This is a genomic window from Ornithinimicrobium sufpigmenti, from assembly GCF_004322775.1.
In the GTDB taxonomy this organism is placed as follows: Bacteria; Actinomycetota; Actinomycetes; order Actinomycetales; family Dermatophilaceae; genus Ornithinicoccus; species Ornithinicoccus sufpigmenti.
In genome coordinates this window covers 1,016,009-1,038,841 of sequence record NZ_CP036403.1, presented here as the reverse complement: position 1 = coordinate 1,038,841, position 22,833 = coordinate 1,016,009, and the positions used below count along the sequence as shown (strand labels likewise).

Annotated in this window: 17 protein-coding genes; 4 read left to right on the top strand and 13 right to left on the bottom strand. The window is 72.4% G+C overall.

Features of this window, described 5'->3' with window-relative positions:
* Positions 1–16: 16 nt before the first annotated feature.
* The 10 genes from mrdA to ESZ52_RS04745 form a co-directional block, all read right to left on the bottom strand.
* Positions 17–2,116, bottom strand: a complete 2,100-nt coding sequence (gene mrdA, locus ESZ52_RS04790) for a penicillin-binding protein 2 (protein WP_131103924.1) — start codon at positions 2,114–2,116, stop codon at positions 17–19.
* Positions 2,113–2,598 carry a rod shape-determining protein MreD gene (mreD, locus tag ESZ52_RS04785; protein ID WP_131103923.1) on the bottom strand — a complete coding sequence of 162 codons (486 nt, stop codon included), beginning with the start codon at positions 2,596–2,598 and terminating at the stop codon, positions 2,113–2,115. The genes mrdA and mreD overlap by 4 nt, the downstream gene beginning before the upstream one ends.
* Positions 2,595–3,383, bottom strand: coding sequence for a rod shape-determining protein MreC (gene mreC, locus ESZ52_RS04780; protein WP_131103922.1), 789 nt, complete (start codon positions 3,381–3,383; stop codon positions 2,595–2,597). Before mreC ends, mreD begins: the two co-directional genes overlap by 4 nt.
* Before the next feature lie 86 nt (positions 3,384–3,469).
* The gene (gene mreB / locus ESZ52_RS04775; protein ID WP_131103921.1) at positions 3,470–4,525 is read right to left on the bottom strand and encodes a rod shape-determining protein; all 1,056 of its coding nucleotides are present in this window, start codon (positions 4,523–4,525) and stop codon (positions 3,470–3,472) included.
* A gap of 108 nt (positions 4,526–4,633) precedes the next feature.
* Positions 4,634–5,695 carry a ferredoxin family protein gene (locus ESZ52_RS04770; protein WP_131103920.1) on the bottom strand — a complete coding sequence of 354 codons (1,062 nt, stop codon included), beginning with the start codon at positions 5,693–5,695 and terminating at the stop codon, positions 4,634–4,636.
* Positions 5,688–6,983, bottom strand: coding sequence for a cupin domain-containing protein (locus ESZ52_RS04765; protein WP_131103919.1), 1,296 nt, complete (start codon positions 6,981–6,983; stop codon positions 5,688–5,690). The genes ESZ52_RS04770 and ESZ52_RS04765 overlap by 8 nt, the downstream gene beginning before the upstream one ends.
* A complete protein-coding gene (locus tag ESZ52_RS04760) occupies positions 6,980–7,501 on the bottom strand; it encodes a hypothetical protein (RefSeq protein ID WP_181009937.1) in 522 nt (173 codons plus the stop codon). Before ESZ52_RS04760 ends, ESZ52_RS04765 begins: the two co-directional genes overlap by 4 nt.
* A 177-nt stretch (positions 7,502–7,678) precedes the next feature.
* A complete protein-coding gene (ndk, locus tag ESZ52_RS04755; RefSeq protein ID WP_131103918.1) occupies positions 7,679–8,116 on the bottom strand; it encodes a nucleoside-diphosphate kinase in 438 nt (145 codons plus the stop codon).
* A gap of 72 nt (positions 8,117–8,188) precedes the next feature.
* On the bottom strand, positions 8,189–9,016 hold the full coding sequence (locus tag ESZ52_RS04750) for an undecaprenyl-diphosphate phosphatase (RefSeq protein WP_131103917.1): 828 nt from the start codon (positions 9,014–9,016) through the stop codon (positions 8,189–8,191).
* A 1-nt stretch (position 9,017) separates the two neighbouring features.
* On the bottom strand, positions 9,018–9,404 hold the full coding sequence (locus tag ESZ52_RS04745; protein WP_181009936.1) for a DUF4233 domain-containing protein: 387 nt from the start codon (positions 9,402–9,404) through the stop codon (positions 9,018–9,020).
* A gap of 108 nt (positions 9,405–9,512) precedes the next feature.
* On the opposite strand from ESZ52_RS04745, the gene ESZ52_RS04740 reads away from it, so the two are divergent.
* Together ESZ52_RS04740 and ESZ52_RS04735 are read left to right on the top strand one after the other, a co-directional pair.
* Positions 9,513–10,145: a thioredoxin-like domain-containing protein gene (locus tag ESZ52_RS04740; protein WP_131103915.1), complete on the top strand. Its 633-nt coding sequence runs from the start codon at positions 9,513–9,515 to the stop codon at positions 10,143–10,145.
* Complete coding sequence (locus ESZ52_RS04735; protein ID WP_131103914.1) at positions 10,142–10,945, top strand: DUF305 domain-containing protein; 804 nt, start codon at positions 10,142–10,144, stop codon at positions 10,943–10,945. Before ESZ52_RS04740 ends, ESZ52_RS04735 begins: the two co-directional genes overlap by 4 nt.
* 341 nt (positions 10,946–11,286) lie before the next feature.
* On the opposite strand, the gene ESZ52_RS04730 is transcribed toward ESZ52_RS04735, so the two are convergent.
* Both ESZ52_RS04730 and ileS read right to left on the bottom strand, forming a co-directional pair.
* Positions 11,287–12,804, bottom strand: a complete 1,518-nt coding sequence (locus tag ESZ52_RS04730) for a bifunctional folylpolyglutamate synthase/dihydrofolate synthase (protein WP_131103913.1) — start codon at positions 12,802–12,804, stop codon at positions 11,287–11,289.
* Entirely contained in the window at positions 12,801–16,202 is a 3,402-nt protein-coding gene (gene ileS / locus ESZ52_RS04725) for an isoleucine--tRNA ligase (RefSeq protein ID WP_131106434.1), read from the bottom strand. The genes ESZ52_RS04730 and ileS overlap by 4 nt, the downstream gene beginning before the upstream one ends.
* Positions 16,203–16,561: 359 nt before the next feature.
* On the opposite strand from ileS, the gene ESZ52_RS04720 reads away from it, so the two are divergent.
* Positions 16,562–17,929 (top strand): FAD-binding oxidoreductase, encoded by a 1,368-nt coding sequence (locus ESZ52_RS04720; RefSeq protein ID WP_131103912.1) that lies wholly within the window; start codon positions 16,562–16,564, stop codon positions 17,927–17,929.
* A 36-nt stretch (positions 17,930–17,965) separates the two neighbouring features.
* Here the strand turns inward: ESZ52_RS04720 and ESZ52_RS04715 are convergent, their stop codons facing one another.
* Complete coding sequence (locus ESZ52_RS04715; protein ID WP_238154474.1) at positions 17,966–19,828, bottom strand: alanine/glycine:cation symporter family protein; 1,863 nt, start codon at positions 19,826–19,828, stop codon at positions 17,966–17,968.
* Between the two features lie 140 nt (positions 19,829–19,968).
* On the opposite strand from ESZ52_RS04715, the gene valS reads away from it, so the two are divergent.
* On the top strand, positions 19,969–22,701 hold the full coding sequence (gene valS, locus ESZ52_RS04710; protein ID WP_131103911.1) for a valine--tRNA ligase: 2,733 nt from the start codon (positions 19,969–19,971) through the stop codon (positions 22,699–22,701).
* The last annotated feature ends 132 nt before the right edge of the window (positions 22,702–22,833 follow it).

Genomic DNA, 22,833 nt, shown 5'->3' with positions numbered 1-22,833 from the left:
ACGGCAGGCGGTGCACTCAGCCGGTGCTGTCCCGCGCGCGGAGGGTCTCCCAGATGGCCCGCCCTGCCGGGGTCGCCGTGGTGGCGCCCAGCCCGCCCTCCTCGACGACCACGACCACGACATACTCCGGGTCCGTGGTAGGCCCGTAGGAGGCGAACCAGGAGGTCGCCTCCTGACCGAAGGACTCCGCGGACCCCGTCTTGCCGGCCAGCGGGTAGTCGGCGTGCGGCCACCCGGCGAAGCTCGCTGCGGCGGTGCCGTCGGTGACCACGTCCTCCAGACCCTCCCGGACGACCGACAGGACGGTGTCGCTGAGCGAGACGCTGCCGGTGCTGACCGGCTCCACCTGCTCGGCGACCGTGCCGTCGGGGCGGACGAGGGCGTCGGCGACGGTGGGTGCCCACAGCCGCCCGCCGTTGGCGATGGCGGCGTAGACCACGGCGATCTGCAGGGGGGTGCTGGCGACGTCACCCTGACCGATGGAGAAGTTCGCGGCGTCGCCCGGGCGCCACTGCCAGCCGTCGACGCAGTTCTCCCGGGCGAGCTGCTCCAGGAACTCGCGGCGCTCCTCGTCCTCGACGTCGGGATAGCCCGACTCCGCCGCGGCGCAGGTCTCCTCCCGGGTGGCCTCCCAGTACTCGCGCTTCCACTCCCGCGACGGCAGGTGGCCGGCGACCTCGCCCGGCAGGTCGACCCCGGTGCGCTGACCGAGGCCGAACCCGCGCGCCACCGCCAGGAACCGGTCGTCGGCGTCGGAGGTCTGCGCCAGGCCGCCCAGGTCCGACCAGGCGTCATAGGCCCAGGTGTAGAACGAGGTGTCGCAGGAGACCTCCAGCACCCCGGGCAGGTCCAGCTCGCCATGGTCCTCGGACTGGTAGTTGGTGAACACCTGCCCGGCGATCGTCACCTCGCCGGGGCAGGGGTAGGTCCCCTCGGGGTCCACGCCGGTCTGGACCGCCGCGGGCAGGCTGACCACCTTGAACGTGGAGGCCGGTGGGAAGGTGTCCCCCACGAGCCGGCTGACGAGCGGCTGGCCCCGGGCGGGGTCCAGCAGGCGGTCGTACTCGTGCTGGCTCACGCCGCTGGTCCAGATGCCGGGGTCGTAGGTCGGGAAGCTGGCGGCGGCGAGCACCGCCCCGTCGTCGGGGCGCAGGACGACCGCCGCGCCGCTCGTGGCCGGTTCCCCGCCACGGCGGGCGGCGCGGACCGCGTCCAGCAGCGCCTCCTCGACGGCGGCCTGCACCTGCACGTCCAGGTGGGTCCGCACGTCGGCGCCCTGGACCGGGTCGGTGCGGGACCGTTCGCCGGTGACGATCCCGCGCGGGTCGACGGTCACCACGGTGGTCCCGGGTGTGCCCCGCAAGGCCTCGTCGTACGTGGTCTCCAGGCCCGCGCGGCCGAGCGTGCCGTCCGCCCCGATCCGGCCGTCGGACGCCTCGACCTCCTCCTGGGTGGGTCGACCGAGGTAGCCGACCAGGTGGGCGGCGTTGATGCCCCCGGGGGCGGGATAGGTGCGGACGGCTCGGCTGGTCACGTGCACCCCCGGGAACTCCTCGGGTCGCTCCAGGACCGCCAGGGCCGCGACGGGGTCCACGTCGTAGGCGATCGGGACCGGCTGGTACGGCGATCCGCTGAAGCAGGCCGGGACGGGCGGCGCTCCTTCCGTGCCGCACAGGCGGGTCCGGCCCCACAGGTCCTCGGCCGGCAGCCGGAGGGCCTGGGCCACCCGGTCCACGAGCGTCCGGGCCTCGTCCTCGTCCGCGAGCAGCAGCTCGGGGTCGAGGGTGACCACGGAGGTGGGTGAGTTGACCACCAGCGGGGTCCCGTCGGCCGCCAGGATGCGACCGCGGAGGGCAGGGGTGATGATCTCGCGCGTGCTGACCTGGGCCGCCTGCTGCGCCAGCTCCTCGTGCTCGGCCAGCTGGAGCTGGCCCAGCCGGCCGGCCAGCACCGTCCCGAGCAGGAGGATCGTCACCAGGACCGCCCACAGCGGGCGGGTGCTGGGCCGGCGCCGCACCCGGGGCGGGGTCAGGACCGGGCGCGGCAGCCGGACGGGTGCTCGATGGCCCGCCCGGACGAGGCGCCGGGCGGGACGGTGGGACGTGGGGCCGGTCATGCCCACCCGCGATCCAGGAGCCGGCGTTCCAGACCCATGAGCAGGGGCAGGACGGGGACCGCCACGAGCATGGTCATCAACCAGGACCACACCAGCTCCGACGGCAGCGCCACCCCGAGGCCGGCCGCCGCGGCCACCCACCGCACGACGAGCACCGCGGCGGCGGCCAGCCCGGTGACCACCCAGGGCAGCAGCGGGGAGGATGCGGTCACGCGTCGGCCGAGGCCCAGCAGCAGACCGACCAGCCCGTAGGTGAGGGCGGTGGCGCCCAGCGGTTCGGCGCCGGGAGGCACCAGGTCGAGCAGCCATCCGCCCAGCAGGCCGAGGACCAGCCCGGTGCTCGGCCGGTGCAGCAGGCTGACGGCCGCGACGACGAGGATGACCAGGTCGGGGCGGGGCAGGCCACCGGGCCAGGCCGAGGGCAGGAGGACCGCGCCGAGCAGGAGCAGCGCCCGCAGCAGCAGGGCGGGGAGCAGGTTCACCGGTCGCCCCGCCCGGTGAAGACGACGGCGACCAGGTCGAGGACGTCGGTGTCGACGTGGGGCGTCACCACGGCCGTGCGGCCCAGCTGCCCGCGGTCGGGGTCGACGGCGGTCACCGTGCCCAGCGCGATCCGGGCGGCGTAGGGGCGGTCATCCGGGCTGCCCAGGGTGCTGACCTCGTCCCCGGCCCGGATCTGGGTGTCGCCCAGGGCGGTGAGCGTGAGCTCGCCGTGGCCACGCGGCGGCAGACCAGGCACCGGCCGGGCCTCGACGCTGCCCAGGGCCCCGTCCGCGCCGAACCGCACCCCGACCACCACGCCGGCGTCCCCGAGCAGCAGGACGTCGCTGCTCCTGGGAGCCACCCGCAGCACGCGGCCCACCAGCCCGTCGGCGGCCACGACCGTCTGGTCGGTCTCGACCCCGTCCCGCGCCCCGACGTCGATCGTCACGGTGCGGCCCCCGACCGGGGAGGTGGCCGGGGCGAAGGCCACCACCCGCGCCGGGAGCAGGTCGTGATCACCCCAGGTGGTGGCCCGGTCCAGGGTCCGCAGCTGCTCCTGCTGCCGCACCTGCTCCTGCAGCCGGTCGACCTCGGCGGCCAGCGCGTCCCGCTCCTCGGTCAGCGCACGGACCCGCCCGTCGTCCCAGCCGGCGAGGGCGGACTGCGCGGGCGCGGCCACGGTGGCAACCCCCTCCCGCAGCGGCTGGGCCAGCCCGGGGCGGGCGAGGTCGACCACCAGCACCGCTGCGGTGAGGAGGGTGAGCGCAATGGCCAGGAGCGGCATACCCCGTCCTGGGGGTGGGGGCCGGAGGGGTGAGCGCCCGCCGCGACCGGCCGGTGCGGCGCCCCGCCCGCCGGTGGCCAGCCGGCTCATGCCCGCGGGGCGCCCGCCAGCAGCCGCTGCAGCGCCCCCAGGTCGTCGATGCAGATGCCGGCGCCGCGGATGACGGCGTGCTGCGGGTCGTCGGCGAGGCGGACCGGGACGCCCAGCTCGTGCCGCAGCCGCTCGGTCCAGCCGCGCAGGAGGGCCCCGCCACCGGTGAGCACGATCCCGCTGTCGAGGAGGTCACCGGCCAGCTCCGGCGGGCAGATGTCCAGGACCGAGCGGACGACCTCGACCACCTGGGCGGTCACCGGCTCGACCATCCGGCGGACCTCCTCGCTGCCCAGCTCGATGGTGCGGGGCAGACCGGTGGACAGGTCCCGCCCGCGGACCCGGGTGGTCAGCTCCTCGGCGAGCGGCCAGACGGAGCCGACCTGCGCCTTGATCGCCTCGGCCGAGCGCTCACCCAGCAGCAGGTCGTGGTGGGCCTTGACCCCGGCCACGACGGCCTCGTCCACCTCGTCCCCGCCGACCCGCAGGCTGCGGGCGTTGACCACACCGCCCAGGCTGATGACCGCGACGTCGGTCGAGCCCCCGCCCATGTCGACGACCATGCTGGCGGTGGCCGACTCCACCGGCAGGCCGGCGCCGATGGCGGCGGCCATCGCCTCCTCCAGGACGTAGACGCGGCGGGCGCCGCAGCGGATCGCGGCATCCTCCAGGGCACGCCGCTCGACCGCGGTGACCACGCTGGGCACGCAGACGACGGTGCGGGGCCGCATCAGCCGGGACGGGCGCACCCGGGTGATGAAGTGGCGCAGCAGCTGCTCGGTGACCTCGGAGTCGGTGATCACGCCGTCCGTCAGCGGGCGCAGGGTCAGCACGTGCTCCGGGGTGCGACCGAGCATCTCGTGGGCGCCGGCACCGGCGGCGACGAGACGTCCGGTGCGGGTGTCCACGGCCACCAGGGTGGGTTCGTCCAGCACCGTCCCCCGGCCGCGCACGTGCACCTGGGTGGTGGCGGTTCCGAGGTCGACGGCCAGGTCCCGCCCGAGCGGCGCGAAACCCGCCCCGGTCCTGCGCCTGCCGTCCGCCTTCTCCACCCCGCGATGGTAGGCGACGAACCTCCGCTGCCGGGTGCGCGTCCGGCGACGTCAGGCTCCTCGACGTCTGGCCTGCGGCCACGGAGTCGTGGCGTCAGGCCGGCACCGTCACGGCCGCACCGCCACGCTCTCCAGGACCGGCACCCGGCTGTGGGCCGGTCGGTCCACCGCCTTGCAGGTCAGCGCCGCGGCCGGCCGCAGGTGCTCGCTGACCTCGGCCACCATCCGCCGGCCGTCGGCGAGGTCCACGTCGATGCGCCACCGGGCCACCTCCGTGCCCTGCGCAGCGAGCTGCTCCCCCTGCTCCTGCACCTGCTCCTCGGACAGTCGTGCGGTCGCCTCGACGGCGGGACCGAGCAGGGTCTGCCCCCAGGGCAGGCCCAGCTCGAGCTGGGTGCCCAGGAGCGCGACCTGGACGGGGCGTGGGTAGCCGAGCAGTCCGCGCAGGTGCTGGCGTACGTCGCCCGGGCGTCCCCCGCGGTGGGCGTCCACGGCCTCCAGGGCGGAGTCGGGGTCGAGACCGCCGTAGATGGCGCCGTCGGGCAGCACCACGACGTTGGCGGCGAACCGGTCGCCCCCGGTGTGCGTGCACTCCCAGGTCTCCTCGGGGAAGCGTTCGGCCAGGGCGAGCGCGACCGGTCGGCCCCGGACGGCGCAGCAGACGTCCTTGCGGCCGTTGGTGCAGACCAGCAGCAGCGGCTCGTCGTCACCGGGCGGCGTCCCGGTCCGTGGAGGGCCGGCGCCGCCCTCCGGGGTGGTGTCGCCCTCCCGGCCGGCGCCGTCCGCGGGCCCTCCGGACTCGGCCCAGGACGCGAGCTCCTCCGCCCGCTCCACCCCCGCGAACAGCTCGGTCGGGTAGGACCAGGTGCCCCAGGTGACCCGGTGCCCCTCGGGGGCGAACGGGTCGACGACGCACCAGGAGCGCATGAAGCAGACCGACGACTGCTGGCGTCCGGGACGCCGGATGAGCATGACCCGGGTCCCCGACCCGGCTGTCCGGCCCCGCACCTCCTCGCGCAGGTCGTCAGGGACGTCCAGGGAGGCCAGTGCGTCACTGCCCCAGCCACCGTCCTGCTCCACGAGCAGCAGGCGTCGCTGGGGCGGCGCGGTGCCCAGCATGGGGTCCGTCCGTTCCCGGGCGGCGTCCGAGCAGCGGAAGATCTCAGCCATACCGACCAGTCTCGCCCACGGCCGGCACCACGACCGCCACCCCCCGGCGCACCAGGGTGCGGGCCAGTGCGAGCCCGGCGTCGGGCTCCAGGCCCGCGGCCTCCGCCAGGTCGGTCACGGTCGCCGGCCCGCCGGTGCGCAACCGGTCGAGCGCGGGGAGGTGGGCGGACGGCATACCCAGACGGCCTGCCCGCGAGGAGAGCGTGACCTGCCCGTCCGGGCCGGGGAGCACGTCGAGCATGAGGTGCTCGCGCAGGCGCAGGGCGGTGTCGACGTCGAGCCGGTCGGCGGCGGCGAGCTGGGCCAGCGGGGACAGCGCTGCCGGGCGCTGGGCTGCGCGGGCGCGCCCGCGGAGGAGCTGGGCCACCTCGGTGGCCGGCAGCGCACGGATCGCGGCGAGCAGGGCCTCGCGGGCGGTCTCCACGTCCTCGGCGAGGCTGTCAGCGTCGGTCGGGTCCAGGCCGAGCGGCAGGCTAGTGCGGACCTCGGCGACCCGACCGACCCGCTCACGGGCACGGTCGAGCAGGATCTCGGCGAGGTGGTGCCGGGTCCAGGCGTGCACGCCGAAGGTCAGGTGCACGCTGGTGCCGCCAAGGGCCCGGGCGGAGTGGATCCACCCGCGCGGCAGGTAGAGGCAGTCGCCAGGGCGCAGGGTGGTCTCCAGGTATGCGGCGCCGCGGGCGCGCTCCTCGACCGCCTCGCGACGGTCCGCCCAGGGCTCGTCCCGGAGCGGGTCGGCGTGGACGGGCTCGCGCAGCGCCCACCGTTTCTCGCCGTGGACCTGCAGCACGAAGACGTCGTGCACGTCGTAGTGGTCGGCGAAGCCCTGGTTCTGCGGTGGCGTGACATAGGCGTTGACCTGCACCGGGTGGCCGAGGTCGGCGGCCAGGGCCTGGCTGAGGTCGCGTACGGGGGCCCAGGTGCGGTGCAGCCCCTGCAGGACCACGGTGGCCCCGTCGGCGAAGAGCTGCAGGATCTTGTCCTCGCTGACCTGGTCCCCGATGCCGGCACCGATGCCGCCGCCTGCGGTGAAGGCTCTCTCGGGCAGCGTGCTGCCGTCCTTGGCCACCCGCAGGAAGGGGGTCCGCAGACCACGCTCGGCCACCAGCTCGTCGACCGCGTCGAGGGAGAAGACGTCGGCGAAGGTGTCTCCGCCACGGTCCTCGACGCTCGCCAGGTGGGGCCGTCGACCCCATACCGTGTCTGCGAACTCCTCAGGGGAGGTGGGCCGGATGAGGCGGGAGAGGGCCGAGGTGTCGACCCGTTCCCGAGGACGGACTGCCGTCACCCCGCGGACCTGTCCGCACCGCCGTCCGCGCCACCGTCAGCACCGCCATCCGCGCCACCATCGGCTCCGCCGTCGGCTCCTCGCTGAGCGCCGCCATCCGCGCCACCGTCGGCACCACCATCCGCGCCACCGTCGGCACCACCATCCGCTCCCCCGCCGGCACCACCATCCGCGCCACCGTCAGCTCCCCCATCGGCGCCGCCGTCGGCACCACCATCCGCTCCCCCGTCAGCACCGCCATCGGCGCCGCCGTCTGCACCGCCATCAGTCCCGCCGCCCTGCTCGGGGTAGGCGCCGCCCATCTTGCCGGGACCGGGCTGGGCCAGGGCGTCGAACTCGGTGACCGCGTCGTCCGGACGCCGGTCGGACGAGGCGAAGGCGTCGCCGCTGCCGACCGTGTCCTTGCCTTCGCGATCGGCGGTGCCCATGCCCGCGAGCGCGCCGTCGGGCCCGCCTGCGCTGGCGAACTGGTCGCCCAGGTCGCTGCCCTCGTGGCCGGGTGTCGTCTGGTCGGTCATGGCCGTCCCTCCTGAAGGTGGTGTCGAACGAGCCGGCGCGGGCTGCGCCCTGGCCCGGTCCTCACTCTCCTGGGGGGACGACCGGCCTGCAACCGCAAGCCTCACCGACAGGCGGTGCGGGCATGCGGGTGCAGCGGAAACTCTCGGGCGTGCGCGCGGAATGCGCGCGGAACCAGATCAGGCGTGCTGGGGAAACCAGATCGCGATCTCGCGGGCGGCGGACTCGGGCGAGTCCGAGCCGTGCACGATGTTCTGCTGCACCTTCAGCCCCCAGTCGCGGCCCAGGTCGCCCCGGATCGTGCCGGGCGCGGCCGTGGTGGGGTCGGTGGCCCCCGCCAGGGAGCGGAAGCCGGCGATGCAGCCGTGGCCCTCGACGATCGCCGCCGTCACCGGTCCCGACAGCATGAACTCCACGAGCGGCTCGTAGAACGGCTTGCCCTCGTGCTCGGCATAGTGCTGCGCCAGCTGCTCACGGGTGGGGGTCACCACGGCGAGGGCGGCCAACGAGTAGCCCTTGGCCTCGATGCGGCGCAGCACCTCCCCGGTGAGCCCCCGACGGTAGCCGTCGGGCTTGACGAGGATGAGGGAGCGTTCGGTCTGGGGGGTCTCGGTCACGGCACCCAGGGTATGCGGTGTGTGCCGTGCCCGCCGCGCGCCGTCGGTAGGCCGGGCGACCCGGAGGTCACCTCAGGGCGCGATGACGCCGAACCCGAGCAGCCCGAAGAGCACCAGGGCCAGGACGATCCGGTAGATGACGAACGGGGTGAACGTGTGGGTGCTGATGTAGCGCATGAACCACGCGATCACCGCGAAGCCGACGACGAAGGCGATGCCGGTGGCCAGCCACAGCGGGCCCCACGCCACGGCGATGGCGGTCGTCTCGTTGAGGGACTTGTAGACCTGGAACCCGCCCGAGGCGAGCACTGCGGGGATGGCCAGCAGGAAGGAGTAGCGGGCGGCCGCCTCCCGGGTGTAACCCAGGAAGAGACCGCCGGAGATGGTGCCACCGCTGCGGGAGACGCCGGGGATGAGCGCGACCGCCTGCCACAGGCCGTACAGGATGCCGTCGCGCCAGGACAGCTCCCGCATCTGCTTGGTCTGCTGCCCCACCTTCTCGGCGAGAAGGATGACGAAGGAGAAGACGAGCAGCATCGTGGCGGTGATCCACAGGCTGCGCAGCTGGGTCTCGATGGAGTCCTGGAAGAGCAGCCCGAGCACGCCGATGGGGATGGAGCCGAGGATGACCAGCCAGCCCATCCGGGCGTCCGGGTCACTCTGCGGCACCTTGCCCACCAGGGCGAGAGACCACTGGCGCACGATCCGCCAGATGTCCCGCCAGAAGTAGATGAGGACCGCAGCCTCGGTGCCCAGCTGGGTGATGGCCGTGAAGGCCGCCCCCGGATCCTCCTGGCCCAGGAACCGTCCGACCACCGACAGGTGGGCGCTGGAGGAGACGGGGAGGAACTCGGTGAGGCCCTGGACGAGGCCGAGGACGGCCGCGGTCAGGAAGTCCACCTCAGCCCTCGCCTTCGCTCAGCTGGCGGGCCTGCGCCTCGCGCTCGGCGTTGACCGCATCCATCCGGCGGCCGTGCCGCAGGCAGAGGAGCCAGAGCGTGCCGAAGATGCCCGCCACGATGACCATCGCCGGCAGCACCAGCGCCGAGGCGAGGGTGAGGACCTGGACCGCCCAGCCCAGCGCGACCCCGTGCCGGCTCCGCAGCGCCCCGATGGCCACCACGCACAGCAGGGCGAGCGCGACCCCGCCGACCAGGTACAGGTCAGCCTGGGTGTCGTCGAAGGCCTGGGCCAGGCGCCACGCCACGAGAGCGCCGAAGAAGACGGAGAGCGCCTGGGCGAGCAGGGTTGCGCCGCACAGCCGTCGGGTGAGGATGCCGAGAGTCACACGCGCCATCCTCCCAGACCCAGGGACCCGATCCGTTGACCTGGCTCCCAGGCCTACCGCATACCCTGTGGGCAGTTTCTCGCCCCCCAGCCAGGAGGTCCTCCGACCATGCCTCGACCCGACCGCTCGCCCGCCGGCTCCGACCGCGCGGCCAAGGTGGCCAAGATCCAGAAGGCCGGCGCCGCGGCCGAGCGTCGCCGCGGCGGGCTCATCTGGGCCGCTGTCGCACTGATCCTGACCCTCATCGTGGGGCTGGTGGCCTGGGCGATCATCCGGGACTCGCCCGCGCTGGTCGACCTGTCCGCGGTCGAGGAGTACGAGAACAGCGGCCAGGTGCACACCACCGAGCCGGTCGACTACGAGGTAATGCCCCCCGTCGGCGGCCCGCACCACCCGACGTGGTTCAACTGCGGGGTCTACCAGGAGGAGCTGCCGCTGGAGCACGTCGTGCACTCCCTGGAGCACGGCGCGGTCTGGTTGACCTACCAGCCCAGCCTGCCGGCCGACCAGATCGCGGTGCTGGAGGAGCTGGGTGAGCAGGAGTACCTGATGGTCAGCCCCCTGGGTGCGCAGGACTCCCCCGTCGTCGCGACCTCGTGGGACACCCAGCTCAAGCTCGACGAGGCGGAGGAGCGCACCCTGCAGGCCTTCATCCGCGAGTACAAGCAGGGGCCCAAGACCCCCGAGCCGGGAGCCCTGTGCAGCAACGGCACCTCGATCGACCTCGTCCCGCGCGGATGACCGAGCACGACGCCGAGCAGCCGGCGACGGCGCAGGATGGTCAAGGACCGGCCCCGGCCCCCGCAGCTCCCCGCGACCGGTGGCGCACCTTCGGCGCGCCGGCCCTGGCGGCCGTGACCGTCCTGGCGCTCAGCCTCGGGGTGCTGCTGGGCTGGCTGACCTTCGGCGAGCGCACCCCGGGTGACGACAGCGTCGATGCCGGCTTCGCCCGCGACATGAGCGAGCACCACGCCCAGGCGATCGAGATGAGCTTCCTGGTCCTGGAGCGGACCGACGACCACGCCGTGGGCCGCTTGGCGATCGACATCGCCAACAACCAGGCCACCGAGCGCGGGATGATGATGACCTGGCTGCAGTCCTGGGGGCTGCCCTTCGCCTCCCCCGACGGTGAGCGGATGGTCTGGATGGAGCACGACCACCACGCGGCCGAGGCGCTGCCCCCGGGCGTGCCGATGGCCGGGATGGCCTCGCCGGTGGAGATCCAGGAGCTCACCGACGCCGAGGGGGACGAGGCTGAGATCCTCTACCTGCAGCTGATGACGACCCACCACATCGCGGGGGTGGAGATGGCCGAGGACGCGCTGCGCAACGCCGACTCCCCCCAGGTGCGGGCCGCCGCGCAGCGGATGGTCAACGCCCAGTTCGGCGAGGTCACCCTGATGAAGGACATGCTGGAGGAGAGGGACTCGCAGGCCCGGGAGGACATCGACGCCTGGGTCGCCAGCCAGCAGGGCAGTGTCACCGACGACAGTGAGGACCAAGGCGAACAGGGCGACCAGGTCGACCACGACGGCCACTGAGCCGAGCTCGACCAGCGTCGGTGACCTCGACCTGGAGCCGCCTCTGCGCCATCAGGACACGTCAAAAGGCCCATCAGAACACGTCACAAGGCCCGACAGAACACGCCAAAAGGCCCATCAGAACACGTCACAAGGCCCGACAGAACACGCCAAAAGGCCCATCAGAACACCCCCGACGGCCGATCAGAACACACGTGAGCGCTCCGCAGGTGTCCTGTCGCGCCTTCCGCGTGTCCTGATGGGACCTTTCCCGTGTTCTGTCCGGCTCTTTGGCGTGTCCTGATGGGACCTTTCCCGTGTTCTGTGGGGCTCTTTCGCGTGTTCTGTCGGGGCCGCGGGGGTCAGGTGGTGGTGACGCCGAGCAGCGCCCGGACCTCGGCGGCGGTGGTGATCGAGCCGGTCGCCAGGACTGCGCCGGCGACGCCGCCGCCACTGCTGCTGTCGTCGGCCAGGCCGGCGGCGACGTCGAGGGCGTCCGGCAGGTCCTGGACGACGGTGACGCGGTCCTGGCCGAAGTACTCGGCGCACATCTCGCCGAGCCGCTGCGGGCGGATGGCCCGGGGCGAGGTGGTGCGGGTGACCACGACGTGGTCCAGGACGGACTCCAGCTCCTGGATCATCGACTCGGCGTCCTTGTCCTCCAGGACCGCGAGCAGCCCGACCAGGCGGGTGAAGGTGAACGACTCCTGCAGCGCGGCGGCGAGCGCAGCCACCCCGGCCGGGTTGTGCGCGGCGTCCACCAGGACGGTGGGCGAGCGGCGCACGATCTCCAGCCGGCCCGGGGAGGTGAACCCAGCCAGCCCGGCCCGCAGCACCTCGGCGTCGATGGGCTGCTCGCCGCCGCCGACGAACGCCTCGACCGCCGCGATCGCGAGCGCGGCGTTGTGCGCCTGGTGCGCGCCGAAGAGCGGCAGGAACAGGTCTGGGTAGTCCCCCGCCAGTCCCCGCACCGACAGCTGCTGGCCGCCGACGGCGACCTCGCGGGAGAGCACGCCGAAGGACACCCCCTCGGCGCGAAGGTCGGCACCGGTCTCCTCGGCGCGGTCCGCGAGGATCTGCATGACCTCGGGCTCCTGGACCGCGGCCACCGTGAGGGCACCCTCCTTGATGATCCCCGACTTCTCGGTGGCGATCTCCTCCAGCGTCGAGCCCAGCAGCCGGGTGTGGTCGATGGCGACCGGCGCGATGACCGAGACGACCCCGTCGGCGACCGAGGTGGCGTCCCAGACGCCGCCCAGTCCGACCTCGACGACCGCGACGTCCACGGGTGCGTCGGCGAACGCCGCATACGCCAGGCACACGACGACCTCGAAGTAGGTCATCCGGACCTGCCGCCGCGGGTCCTCGTCCGCCAGGGACTCGGCGTCGACCATCTCGACGAAGGGCATGACGTCGTCGTAGGTGGCCAGGAACGCCTCGATGCCGATCGGCTCACCGTCGAGGGCGATCCGCTCGCGCATGTCGTGCAGGTGCGGGCTGGTGAACCGTCCGGTGCGCAGCCCCAGCTCCCGCAGGATGCGCTCGACGAAGCGCGTCGTGGAGGTCTTGCCGTTGGTCCCCGTGAGGTGGATCATCGGGAACGCCCGCTGCGGGTCGCCCATCAGCTCCATCACCCGGGCCACGCGGTGCAGCGTCGGCTCGGGCATGTGCTCGGGGGTCCGCGCCAGGATCGCGTCGACGACCTCGGCATACCGCGCCCGCAGCTCGGGCGGGACCTCCTCGACGCGCGCCCGGCGGCCGCCGGAGCGCACCTCCGGCACGGCCGCACCGGGGTCGACCTCGAGCGCCGGACCGTCGGGCCCGTAGTCGTCGTCGCCCTCCAGCGGCAGTTCGTTGTCGTCGAAGAACTTCTCGCTCATCGGGCATCCACCTTGGTGATCAGCAGGTCCACGGTCCGGGCACCGTCCAGGGTGGCCGAGGTCGTGTATGAGGTGATGCGCGGCTGGGTGCCGCCATCCGGGTCGGTGCCGCCGCCGAGGTTGTGCTTCGGCGGCTGGGGCAGCGGGGTGCCGGCGCCAGCAGCGCCGAACTGCACGGCCAGGGTCTCGTCCATGACCAGCTTCTGGTGCTCGTTGGCGGCCTGCCACACGTCGTCGTCACCGACGACGGTGAGGCTGATCCGGTCGGTGATCTCCAGGCCGGCGTCCTTGCGGGCGCCCTGCACCGCCCGGACGAGGTCACGGGCCAGGCCCTCGCGGGCCAGGTCGTCGGTGACCTCGGTGTCGAGCACGACGAACCCGCCGCCGCGCAGCATGGCGGTGGCCCTGGAGCCACCGGCCTCACCCTGCGCCACGACGGTCTCCAGCGTGAACTCGCCCTCCAGGAGCGCGAGCCCGCCGGCGGTGACGCTGCCGTCCTCGGCCACCGACCAGTCACCGGACTTGCTGCCCTTGATCGCCGTCTGCACCTCGCGCCCCAGGCGAGGGCCGGCGGCCCGTGCGTTGACCGTGAGCCGCTGCTCCACGCCGAAGTCGGACGCCGAGGCCTCGGCGACGTCGAGCACGACGACCTCGCGCACGTTGACCTCGTCGCGGACGATGTCGGCCAGCCCGGGGTGCCGGCGCAGGACGTCGGCGTTGGCCGTGGCCACGCTCAGCGAGGACAGCGGCAGGCGCACCCGCAGCTGCTCGGCCTTGCGCAGCGCCAGGGTCGCGGAGCAGACCTCGCGCACCGCGTCCATGGCCTCGACCAGCTCCGGGTCCTCGGGCAGGTCGGCGACGTCCGGCCAGTCGGTGAGGTGCACCGACTCGCCGCCGGTGAGCCCGCGCCATACCTCCTCGGTGGTGAGCGGCAAGAGCGGTGCCGCGACCCGGCAGAGCACCTCGAGCACCGTGTAGAGCGTGTCGAACGCGGACCGGTCGTCGCCCCAGAAGCGGTCGCGGGAGCGGCGGATGTACCAGTTGGTCAGCACGTCGACGAAGGTCCGCACGCCGTCGCAGGCACCGGCGATGTCGAGGCGGTCCTGGGCCGCCTGCACCTCGGTGACGAACTCCCGGGTCTTGGCCAGGATGTAGCGGTCCATCGGGTCCGTGGACTCGGTCGACCAGCGGGCCTCGTAGCTCGAGGCGTTGGCGTAGAGGCCGAAGAAGTACCAGGCGTTCCACAGCGGGATGAGCACCTGGCGCACGCCCTCGCGGATGCCCTGCTCGGTGACGACGAGGTTGCCGCCGCGCAGGATCGGGCTGGACATCAGGAACCAGCGCATGGCGTCGGCCCCGTCGCGGTCGAAGACCTCGCGCACGTCGGGGTAGTTCTTCAGCGACTTGGACATCTTCTGCCCGTCGTTGCCCAGCACGATGCCGTGGCTGATGCAGTGACTGAACGCCGGCCGGTCGAAGAGCGCCGCCGCCAGGACGTGCATGGTGTAGAACCAGCCGCGCGTCTGGCCGATGTACTCGACGATGAAGTCGGCCGGGTAGTGCTGCTCGAACCACTGCGTGTTCTCGAACGGGAAGTGCCACTGCGCGAACGGCATCGAGCCGGAGTCGAACCAGACGTCCAGCACGTCCTCGACGCGGCGCATCGTGCTCTTCCCCGTCGGGTCGTCCGGGTTGGGCCGGGTGAGCTCGTCGACGAACGGGCGGTGCAGGTCGACCTCACCGTCCCGGTTGCGCGGCAGCGTGCCGAAGTCGCGCTCGATCTCCTCGAGGGACCCGTAGACGTCGGTCCGCGGGTAGGCCGGGTCGTCGGACTTCCAGACGGGGATCGGGCTGCCCCAGAACCGGTTGCGGGAGATCGACCAGTCGCGGGCGTTCTCCAGCCACTTGCCGAACTGCCCGTGCTTGACGTGCTCGGGCACCCAGGTGATGTCCTCGTTGGTGCGCAGCATCGTGTCCTTGAACTTCGTCACCTCGACGAACCAGGACGACACGCCCTTGTAGATCAGCGGCTCGCGGCAGCGCCAGCAGTGCGGGTAAGAGTGGTCGTAGGCCTCCCGGCGCAGCAGCACCGTGCCCCCGGTGACCGCACCCGTGTCCAGCGCGGCAGGGTCGGCGTCCGGCGCCTGCGCCCGCGTCGCGGCCTTCAGGTGGTCCACGATCGGGCCGTTCGCGTCGAAGACGAGCTGACCGGCGTACTCGTCGACGGGATGCGTGAAGCGCCCGTCCGCCCCGACCGGCATCACCGCCTCGATGCCCTCGCGGTCGGTGACCACCTTGTCCTCCTCACCGAAGGCGCCGGCCGTGTGCACCAGCCCGGAGCCGTCGGTGGTGGTGACGAACTCGGCCACGACCAGGCGGTGGGCCCGCTCCCAGCCGAGGTAGTAGCCGAACGGCGGGACGTAGGACCGCCCCGCGAGCTCGGCCCCGGTGTACCGGCCGACGACCGTGGGCTCCTCCCCCAGCTCGTTCGTGTAGGCCGGCAGCCGCGCCTCGGCGAGCAGGTAGCGCTCGGTCCGTCCGGTGAAGTCCGACTCGACCAGGACGTAGTCGATGTCCTCCCCGACCATGATCGCCAGGTTGGAGGGCAGGGTCCACGGCGTCGTCGTCCAGACCAGCGCGAGGGCGCCGGCGAGCGGGTCGCCGCCGGGGGACGCCGCATACCCCTGCTCATCCTCGCCCTCAGGCACACGGGGCAGGATCCGCAGGCCGACGGTCACGGCCGGGTCACGCCGGACCTGGTAGACCTCCTCGTCCATCCGCAGCTCGTGGTTGGACAGCGGGGTCTCGTCGTTCCAGCAGTAGGGCAGGACGCGGAAGCCCTCGTAGGCCAGGCCCTTGTCGTGCAGGCTCTTGAACGCCCACAGCACCGACTCCATGTAGCCGACGTTGAGGGTCTTGTAGTCGTTCTCGAAGTCGACCCAGCGGGCCTGCCGGGTGACGTACTCCTCCCACTCGTGGGTGTACTTCAGCACCGACTCGCGGCAGGCGTCGTTGAACTTCTCGATCCCCAGCTGGAGGATCTCGTCCTTGGTCTTGATGCCCAGCTGGTCCATCGCCTCCAGCTCGGCCGGCAGCCCGTGGGTGTCCCAGCCGAAGCGCCGCTCCACCCGCTTGCCGCGCATCGTCTGGTAGCGCGGCACGACGTCCTTGACGTAGCCGGTGAGCAGGTGGCCGTAGTGCGGCAGCCCGTTGGCGAAGGGCGGGCCGTCGTTGAAGACGAACTCGTTGGACCCGTCCTCCCCCGCGTCGCGCTGCTCGACGCTCCTGGCGAAGGTGCCGTGCTCGTCCCAGTAGTCCAGCACCGCGCACTCGATCTCCGGGAAGACCGGGGACGGCGTCAGGCCGGCGGCGCCGGTGTGCTTCTTGGGGTAGGCCATGAAAGCGGGCTCCTCGTGGTGCTGCGGGTGGTGGTCGGGCGTCCCTGCCACGAGGACGACACGGCCCGGGTATGTCGTCCCGGGCGGCACCGCGGTACCACCTCGCTTGTGCACCTCGCCCCGGCTCAGGTGGCCGGGGTGCTGCGCACCACTTCGTTCAGGGCTGTGACGGGCCTCCCCGTGCGGGTCTAGTAGGCCTGCCCACTGGGGTGCGGGGACCGTTCTTCCGCAGGCTCGCCGCTGATGACGGCTCGGACGCCTGTGACTCCCGAGTGTACCGGCGGGGATCCGCTGCGTCGTCCAGGTTCGGTGACCCCTGCCCTCTCGGACGACGCGATGCGACGGCATACCGTGAGCCCATGAGCGCCACCGCCGAACTGGACCGCCTCCTGCCCGGCCGGGTCGTCACCGACCCGGGCATCGCCGCCGGGTATGCCGTGGACGCCTCGCCGCAGGCCGTGGCGCTGTCCGGGGAGGAGTTCACCGTCGTGCGGGCGCGCTCCCGGGAGGACGTGGTGGCCACGCTGCGGTATGCCGCCGAGCACCGGGTCCCTGTCGTGCCGCAGGGCGCGCGGACATCCACGACCGGCTCCGGCGAGGCCCTGGCCGGTGGGATCGTGCTCTCCACGGAGGCGATGACCGACCTGGTGATCGACCCGGTGGAGCGGGTCGCCGTGGTCGGTCCCGGGGTGATCAACACCGACCTCAAGGCTGCGGCGGCCACGCACGGGCTGGCCTACCCGCCCGACCCGGCGAGCGCCTCGATGTGCTCGATCGGCGGCAACATCGCCACCAACGCCGGTGGGTTGTGCTGCGTCAAGTACGGCGTGACCGCCGACTACGTGCGCGGCCTGGAGGTGGTCCTGCCCGGCGGTGAGGTGATGCGCACCGGCCGGCGGACGGCCAAGGGCGTGGCCGGCTACGACCTCACCGGGCTGTTCGTCGGCTCCGAGGGGACGCTGGGCGTGGTCACCGAGGCCGTGGTGCGGCTGGTGCCGCTCGGCGACCCGCCACTGACGGTGCTCGCGGTCTTCCCCGACCTGGCCGCCACGGTGGCGGGCATCGAGGCCTTGCGCACGCAGCCGCATACCCCGAGCCTGGTCGAGCTGATGGACGGTCCGAGCATCGCGGCGGTGCAGGCCTACGGCGACTACGGCTTCCCCGCGGACGTCGGCGGTGTGCTGCTCGTCCAGTCCGACCGGCCGGGACACGCTGGTGAGGACGTCGCGGTGTATGCCGAGCTGCTCGCGGCCGCCGGCGCCACCGAGGTGGCCGTGGCCGAGGACCGGGTCGAGGCCGACCTGCTGCTCGAGGGCCGGCGCGTGCTCAACCCGGCGCTGAAGGCGCGGGGCGACCGGATCATCGAGGACGTCTGCGTCCCGGTCGGGCGCCTCGGTGAGCTGGTCGCCGCCGTGCACGAGATCGGCGAGCGGCACGGGGTGGGGACCACCTGCGCCGGACACGCCGGGGACGGCAACCTGCACCCCTGCTTCTTCTACGACCGGCACGACCCGGCGAGCATGCGGGCCGCCGAGCGCGCCTTCGACGACCTCGTCCGCGTCGCCTGGGCCCTGGGCGGGACCCTGACCGGGGAGCACGGCGTCGGCTCGCTCAAGGTCGGCTGGCTCGCCGAGGAGCTGGGCACGGCCGAGGTCGACCGTCAGCGGGCCGTCAAGGCGCTCTTCGACCCGATGGGGATCATGAACCCCGGTCGCGGCATCGCCTGAGGCGGTGGCGCGGCGGGCCTGAGCCCTCGCCCGGGGTCAGCCGCGCCCGTCGTCCGGGTCGGTGGCGTCGCCCTGCCCGGACGTGTCGGGGTCGGGCTCCCGGCCCGGACGCCGGGCGCGCAGCCGTCGCTGCACACCGGGAGGTGGCGGGTAGGGCATGGTTGCCGTGCCGAGGCCGAACCCGTCGTCGTGGGGGTCGTCCTGCGGAGGATCCTTCGGGGCGTCCACCCCCTCGCGCAGCTCCTCGGGCGTAGCGCCGATGCCGGCGGCGTTGCGCCCCTCGGCGTCGACCAGCTGGGTGGCGTCGGCGATCTCCGCGAGCGCCACCTCCTTCTGTGCGTCCTCCAGCCCCAGCTGGTCCAAGGTCCCGGCCTTGCGGTCGGCGAGGTACTCCTTCATCTCGCGCTTGATCGTGGGCAGCAGCAGGTAGACGCCCAGCAGGTTGACGAAGGCGCAGACGAAGAGGAAGTTGTCGGCGAACTCCAGAACTGAGGTGAAGCTGAGGAGGCAGCCCAGGACGGTGAAGAGGAGGAAGACGACCCGGTAGACCATCGTGGACCGCGCTGTGTCGCCGAAGAGGTGGTTCCAGGCCCGCTGGCCGTAGTAGGACCAGGTGATGAGGGTGGAGATGGCGAACAGGGCGACAGCCACGGCCAGGACCGCCGGGAACCAGGAGATCTGCTGGCCGAAGGCGTCGGAGGTGATCTCCACGCCGGACAGACCGTGCTCGCCGCCGGACTCGAAGTAGGCCTGCCGCTCCTGGTTGTAGAAGTCGGTGTTGGCGATGCTGATCGTCAGCGCCGTCATCGTGCAGATGATCACCGTGTCGATGAATGGCTCGAAGATCGCGACGAAGCCCTCCGAGACGGGGCGCCGCGTCCGGACCGTGGAGTGCGCGATCGGTGCGGAGCCGAGGCCGGCCTCGTTGGAGAAGGCGGCGCGGGTCATCCCCACCACGATGACGCCGACGAAGCCGCCGACCACGCCCTCGGCGGTGAAGGCACCGGTGAAGATGCCGGCGATCGCGCCGGGGATCTGCGCGGCGTTGCCGAAGATGACGACGAGGCACGCCAGCACGTAGATGCCGCCCATGAGCGGCACCAGCGTGGCCGTCGTGCGTCCGATGGAGCGCATGCCGCCGATGATCACCAGGCCGACGAGCGTGGCGATGACCAGCCCGACGACCAGCCCCCCGGTGGTGGAGGACAGGAAGCCGGTGCCGTCGGAGTCCAGGACGGTGACGACCTGGCTGTAGGTCTGGTTAGCCTGGAACATGTTGCCGCCACCCACCCCGAAGAACAGGATCGCGACGGCGAAGAGGCCGGTGAGGAAGACGGAGACGGGCCGCGGGAACTTGGTGAAGGCCACCGGCAGGTACTTGAACGGCCCGCCGGAGACCGTCCCGTCGGGCCGGATCTCGCGGTACTTCACCCCGAGCGTGCACTCGGCGAACTTCGTCGCCATCCCGAACAGGCCCGCCAGGATCATCCAGAAGGTCGCGCCCGGGCCACCCATCGTCACGGCCGCACCGACGCCGGCGATGTTGCCCAGCCCCACCGTGCCCGACAGCGCCGAGGTCAGCGCCTGGTAGTGCGGGATCTCGCCAGGGTCGTCCTTGGAGGAGTACCTGCCGCGGATGACGTCGAACGCCGTCGGGATCCCGCGCACCTGGATGAACCCGAAGTAGAGCGTGAAGAAGACGGCGGCGACGATCAGCCAGGCCACCACGAACGGGATGTCGGTGAACGGGATCTCGAAGAAGATGATGTCGCCGGAGAGGTCGGTGACGATCTTGAAGTTGTCGTTGACCGTCGTTTCCAGGTTGGTGATCCAGGCCGGGTCTCGGCTGTCCTGGGGACTCTCGGCGCCTCCCATGGGGAGCTGCAGGCTCGTCAGCATGGGGATACACAACTCCTCCCCCGGTGTGCCGTCAACGTGAAAGTGACGCTGGCGAGCTCGACGTGACGTCCAGATGAGCTGCACGGCATACCCTTGCGGGTCTGGGACAATGACGCTGCGGGTCTGGGACAATGACGCGCATGACCTCCACGCACCGCCCCCTGGACCCGTCACGCCCGGCCGACCTGCCCGAGCGTCCCACCGTCGACGGTCTGGAGCAGCGCTGGGTAGAGGTCTGGAAGGAGCGCGACGTCTACGCCTTCGACCGGGAGGCGGCGCTGCAGGCCGACCGCAGCCAGATCTTCGCGGTCGACACCCCGCCCCCGACCGCGTCTGGCAGCCTGCACATCGGGCACGTCTTCGGCTACACGCAGGCCGACTGCCTGGCCCGGTACCACCGGATGACCGGCAAGCACGTCTTCTACCCGATCGGTTGGGACGACAACGGCCTGCCCACCGAGCGCCGGGTGCAGAACTACTACGGCGTGCGCGGCGACGCGACCCTGCCCCACGACCCCACGTTCACCCCGCCGCAGCAGGGTGGGGACGGCAGGAGCACCCGCGCCGCCGACCAGGTGCCGGTCGGCCGCGCCAACTTCATCGAGCTCTGCGAGGAGCTCACCGAGATCGACGAGCGCGCCTTCGAGGACACCTTCCGCCGGCTCGGTCTGGCGCTGGACTGGAACGTGCAGTACCGCACCATCGACGACCGCTCGCGCGCGGTCGCCCAGCAGGCTTTCCTGCGTAACCTGGCCCGCGGCGAGGCCTACCAGGCCGAGGCACCTGGGTTGTGGGACATCACCTTCCAGACCGCGGTCGCCCAGGCCGAGCTGGAGGCGCGCGACTACCCCGGCGCCTACCACCGGGTGGCCTACCACCCGGTCGTGCCGGACGGCGGGGCCCCGGCCGAGCCGGTCTACATCGAGACCACCCGTCCCGAGCTCATCTGCTCGGTCGTCGCGCTCATCGCGCACCCCGACGACGAGCGCTACCAGCACCTGTTCGGCACCACTGTGACCTCGCCGCTGTTCGGTGTCGAGGTGCCGGTGCTCGCCCACCCGCTGGCCGAGATGGACAAGGGCGCGGGCATCGCGATGTGCTGCACCTTCGGCGACATGACCGACGTGCAGTGGTGGCGCGAGCTGTCGCTGCCGACCCGCTCGGTCATCACCCGCAACGGCCGCCTGCAGAGCGAGACCCCCGAGTGGATCGCCGGCGGGCCGGGCGAAGGCCTGTATGCCGAGCAGCTGGCCGGGAAGACCACCCACTCCGCGCGGGAGGCCGTCGTCGCCGCCCTGCGGGCGTCGGGCGACCTGGACGGCGAGCCGCAGAAGACCCAGCGCAAGGCCAACTTCTTCGAGAAGGGCGACAAGCCGCTGGAGATCGTCACCACCCGGCAGTGGTTCATCCGCAACGGTGGCAAGGACGAGGACGTGCGCGAGGCCCTGCTGGACCGCGGCGAGGAGCTGGCCTTCCACCCCTCGTTCATGCGCACCCGCTACCGCAACTGGGTGGGCGGGCTCAACGGCGACTGGCTGATCAGCCGGCAGCGCTTCTTCGGGGTCCAGATCCCGGTCTGGTATGCCGTGGACGCGGACGGTGAGGTCGACTACGAGACCGTGCTCGTCCCGGCTGAGGAGCGGCTGCCGGTCGACCCCATGTCCGACGTCCCGGAGGGCTACACCGAGGACCAGCGGGGCGAGCCGGGCGGCTTCACCGGCGACCCGGACGTCATGGACACCTGGGCCACCTCCTCGCTGTCCCCGCAGATCGCCGCCGGCTGGCCGGTGGCCGGCGCACCGGACGGCGAGCGGGGCAACGACAGCGCCCTCTTCGAGAAGATCTTCCCCTTCGACATGCGGCCCCAGGGCCACGACATCATCCGCACCTGGCTGTTCGCGACCGTCGTGCGGGCGCACTACGAGCACGGCTCGCTGCCCTGGACCGACGCCTACATCAACGGCTGGATCCTCGACCCGGACCGCAAGAAGATGTCGAAGTCCAAAGGGAATGCGACAACGCCGCTAGGGATGCTGGAGCAGCACGGCACCGACGCGGTCCGCTACTGGGCGGCCGCCGCGCGGCCCGGCGTGGACACCATCGACGACCCCGGCCAGGTCAAGGTCGGGCGCCGGCTGGCGATCAAGCTGCTCAACGCCAGCAAGTTCGCGCTGTCCTTCGGCGAGCTGCCCGAGGGCCGGGGCGAGGTGGCGCTGGTGACCGAGCCGATCGACCGCTCGATGCTGGCGGGGCTCGCGGCCGTCGTCGAGCGCGCCACCGCGTCCTACGAGGCGTGGGACTACTCGACCGCGCTGGACGTCACGGAGTCGTTCTTCTGGGCGTTCTGCGACGACTACCTCGAGCTGGTCAAGGAGCGCGCGTACGGCGGTGCCTTCTCCGACGAGGGGCCGTCGACGGACCCGACGCCGCAGACGCTGTCGGCCCGGGCCGCGCTGCGGCTGGCGCTCTCCGTGCAGCTGCGGCTGCTGGCCCCGGTGGTGTCGTTCGCGACAGAGGAGGTCTGGTCCTGGTTCCACGACGAAGGCTCTTCGGTGCACCTGCAGCCCTGGCCGCGGGTCGAGGAGCTCGCCGCAGCTGCCGACGGTGGTGACGCCGCCCTGCTGCCGACGGTCGGCCAGGCCCTCACCGGGCTGCGCAAGGCCAAGTCGGAGGCCAAGGTGAAGATGCGGACCGAGATCTCCGGCGCGACGATCGCCGGGCCGCAGGACGAGCTCGACCGCGTCCGCGCAGCCCTGGCCGACCTGTCCGCGGCCGGCAAGGTCAGCGGCGAGCTGTCCTTCGCCGACGCCGAGAGCCTGCAGGTCCGCGACGTCGCCCTGGTCACCGAGGACGCCGCTGCCCCCAACGCCTGAGCTGAGGACGCCCCCGCCCTCTCCCCGGCCCCTGTCTCTGGGCCCGGCCTTCCCCGCCGCACAGAACACGCCAAAGAGCCCCACAGAACACGCGAAAAGGCTCATCAGAGCACGCGAAAAGGCTCATCAGAA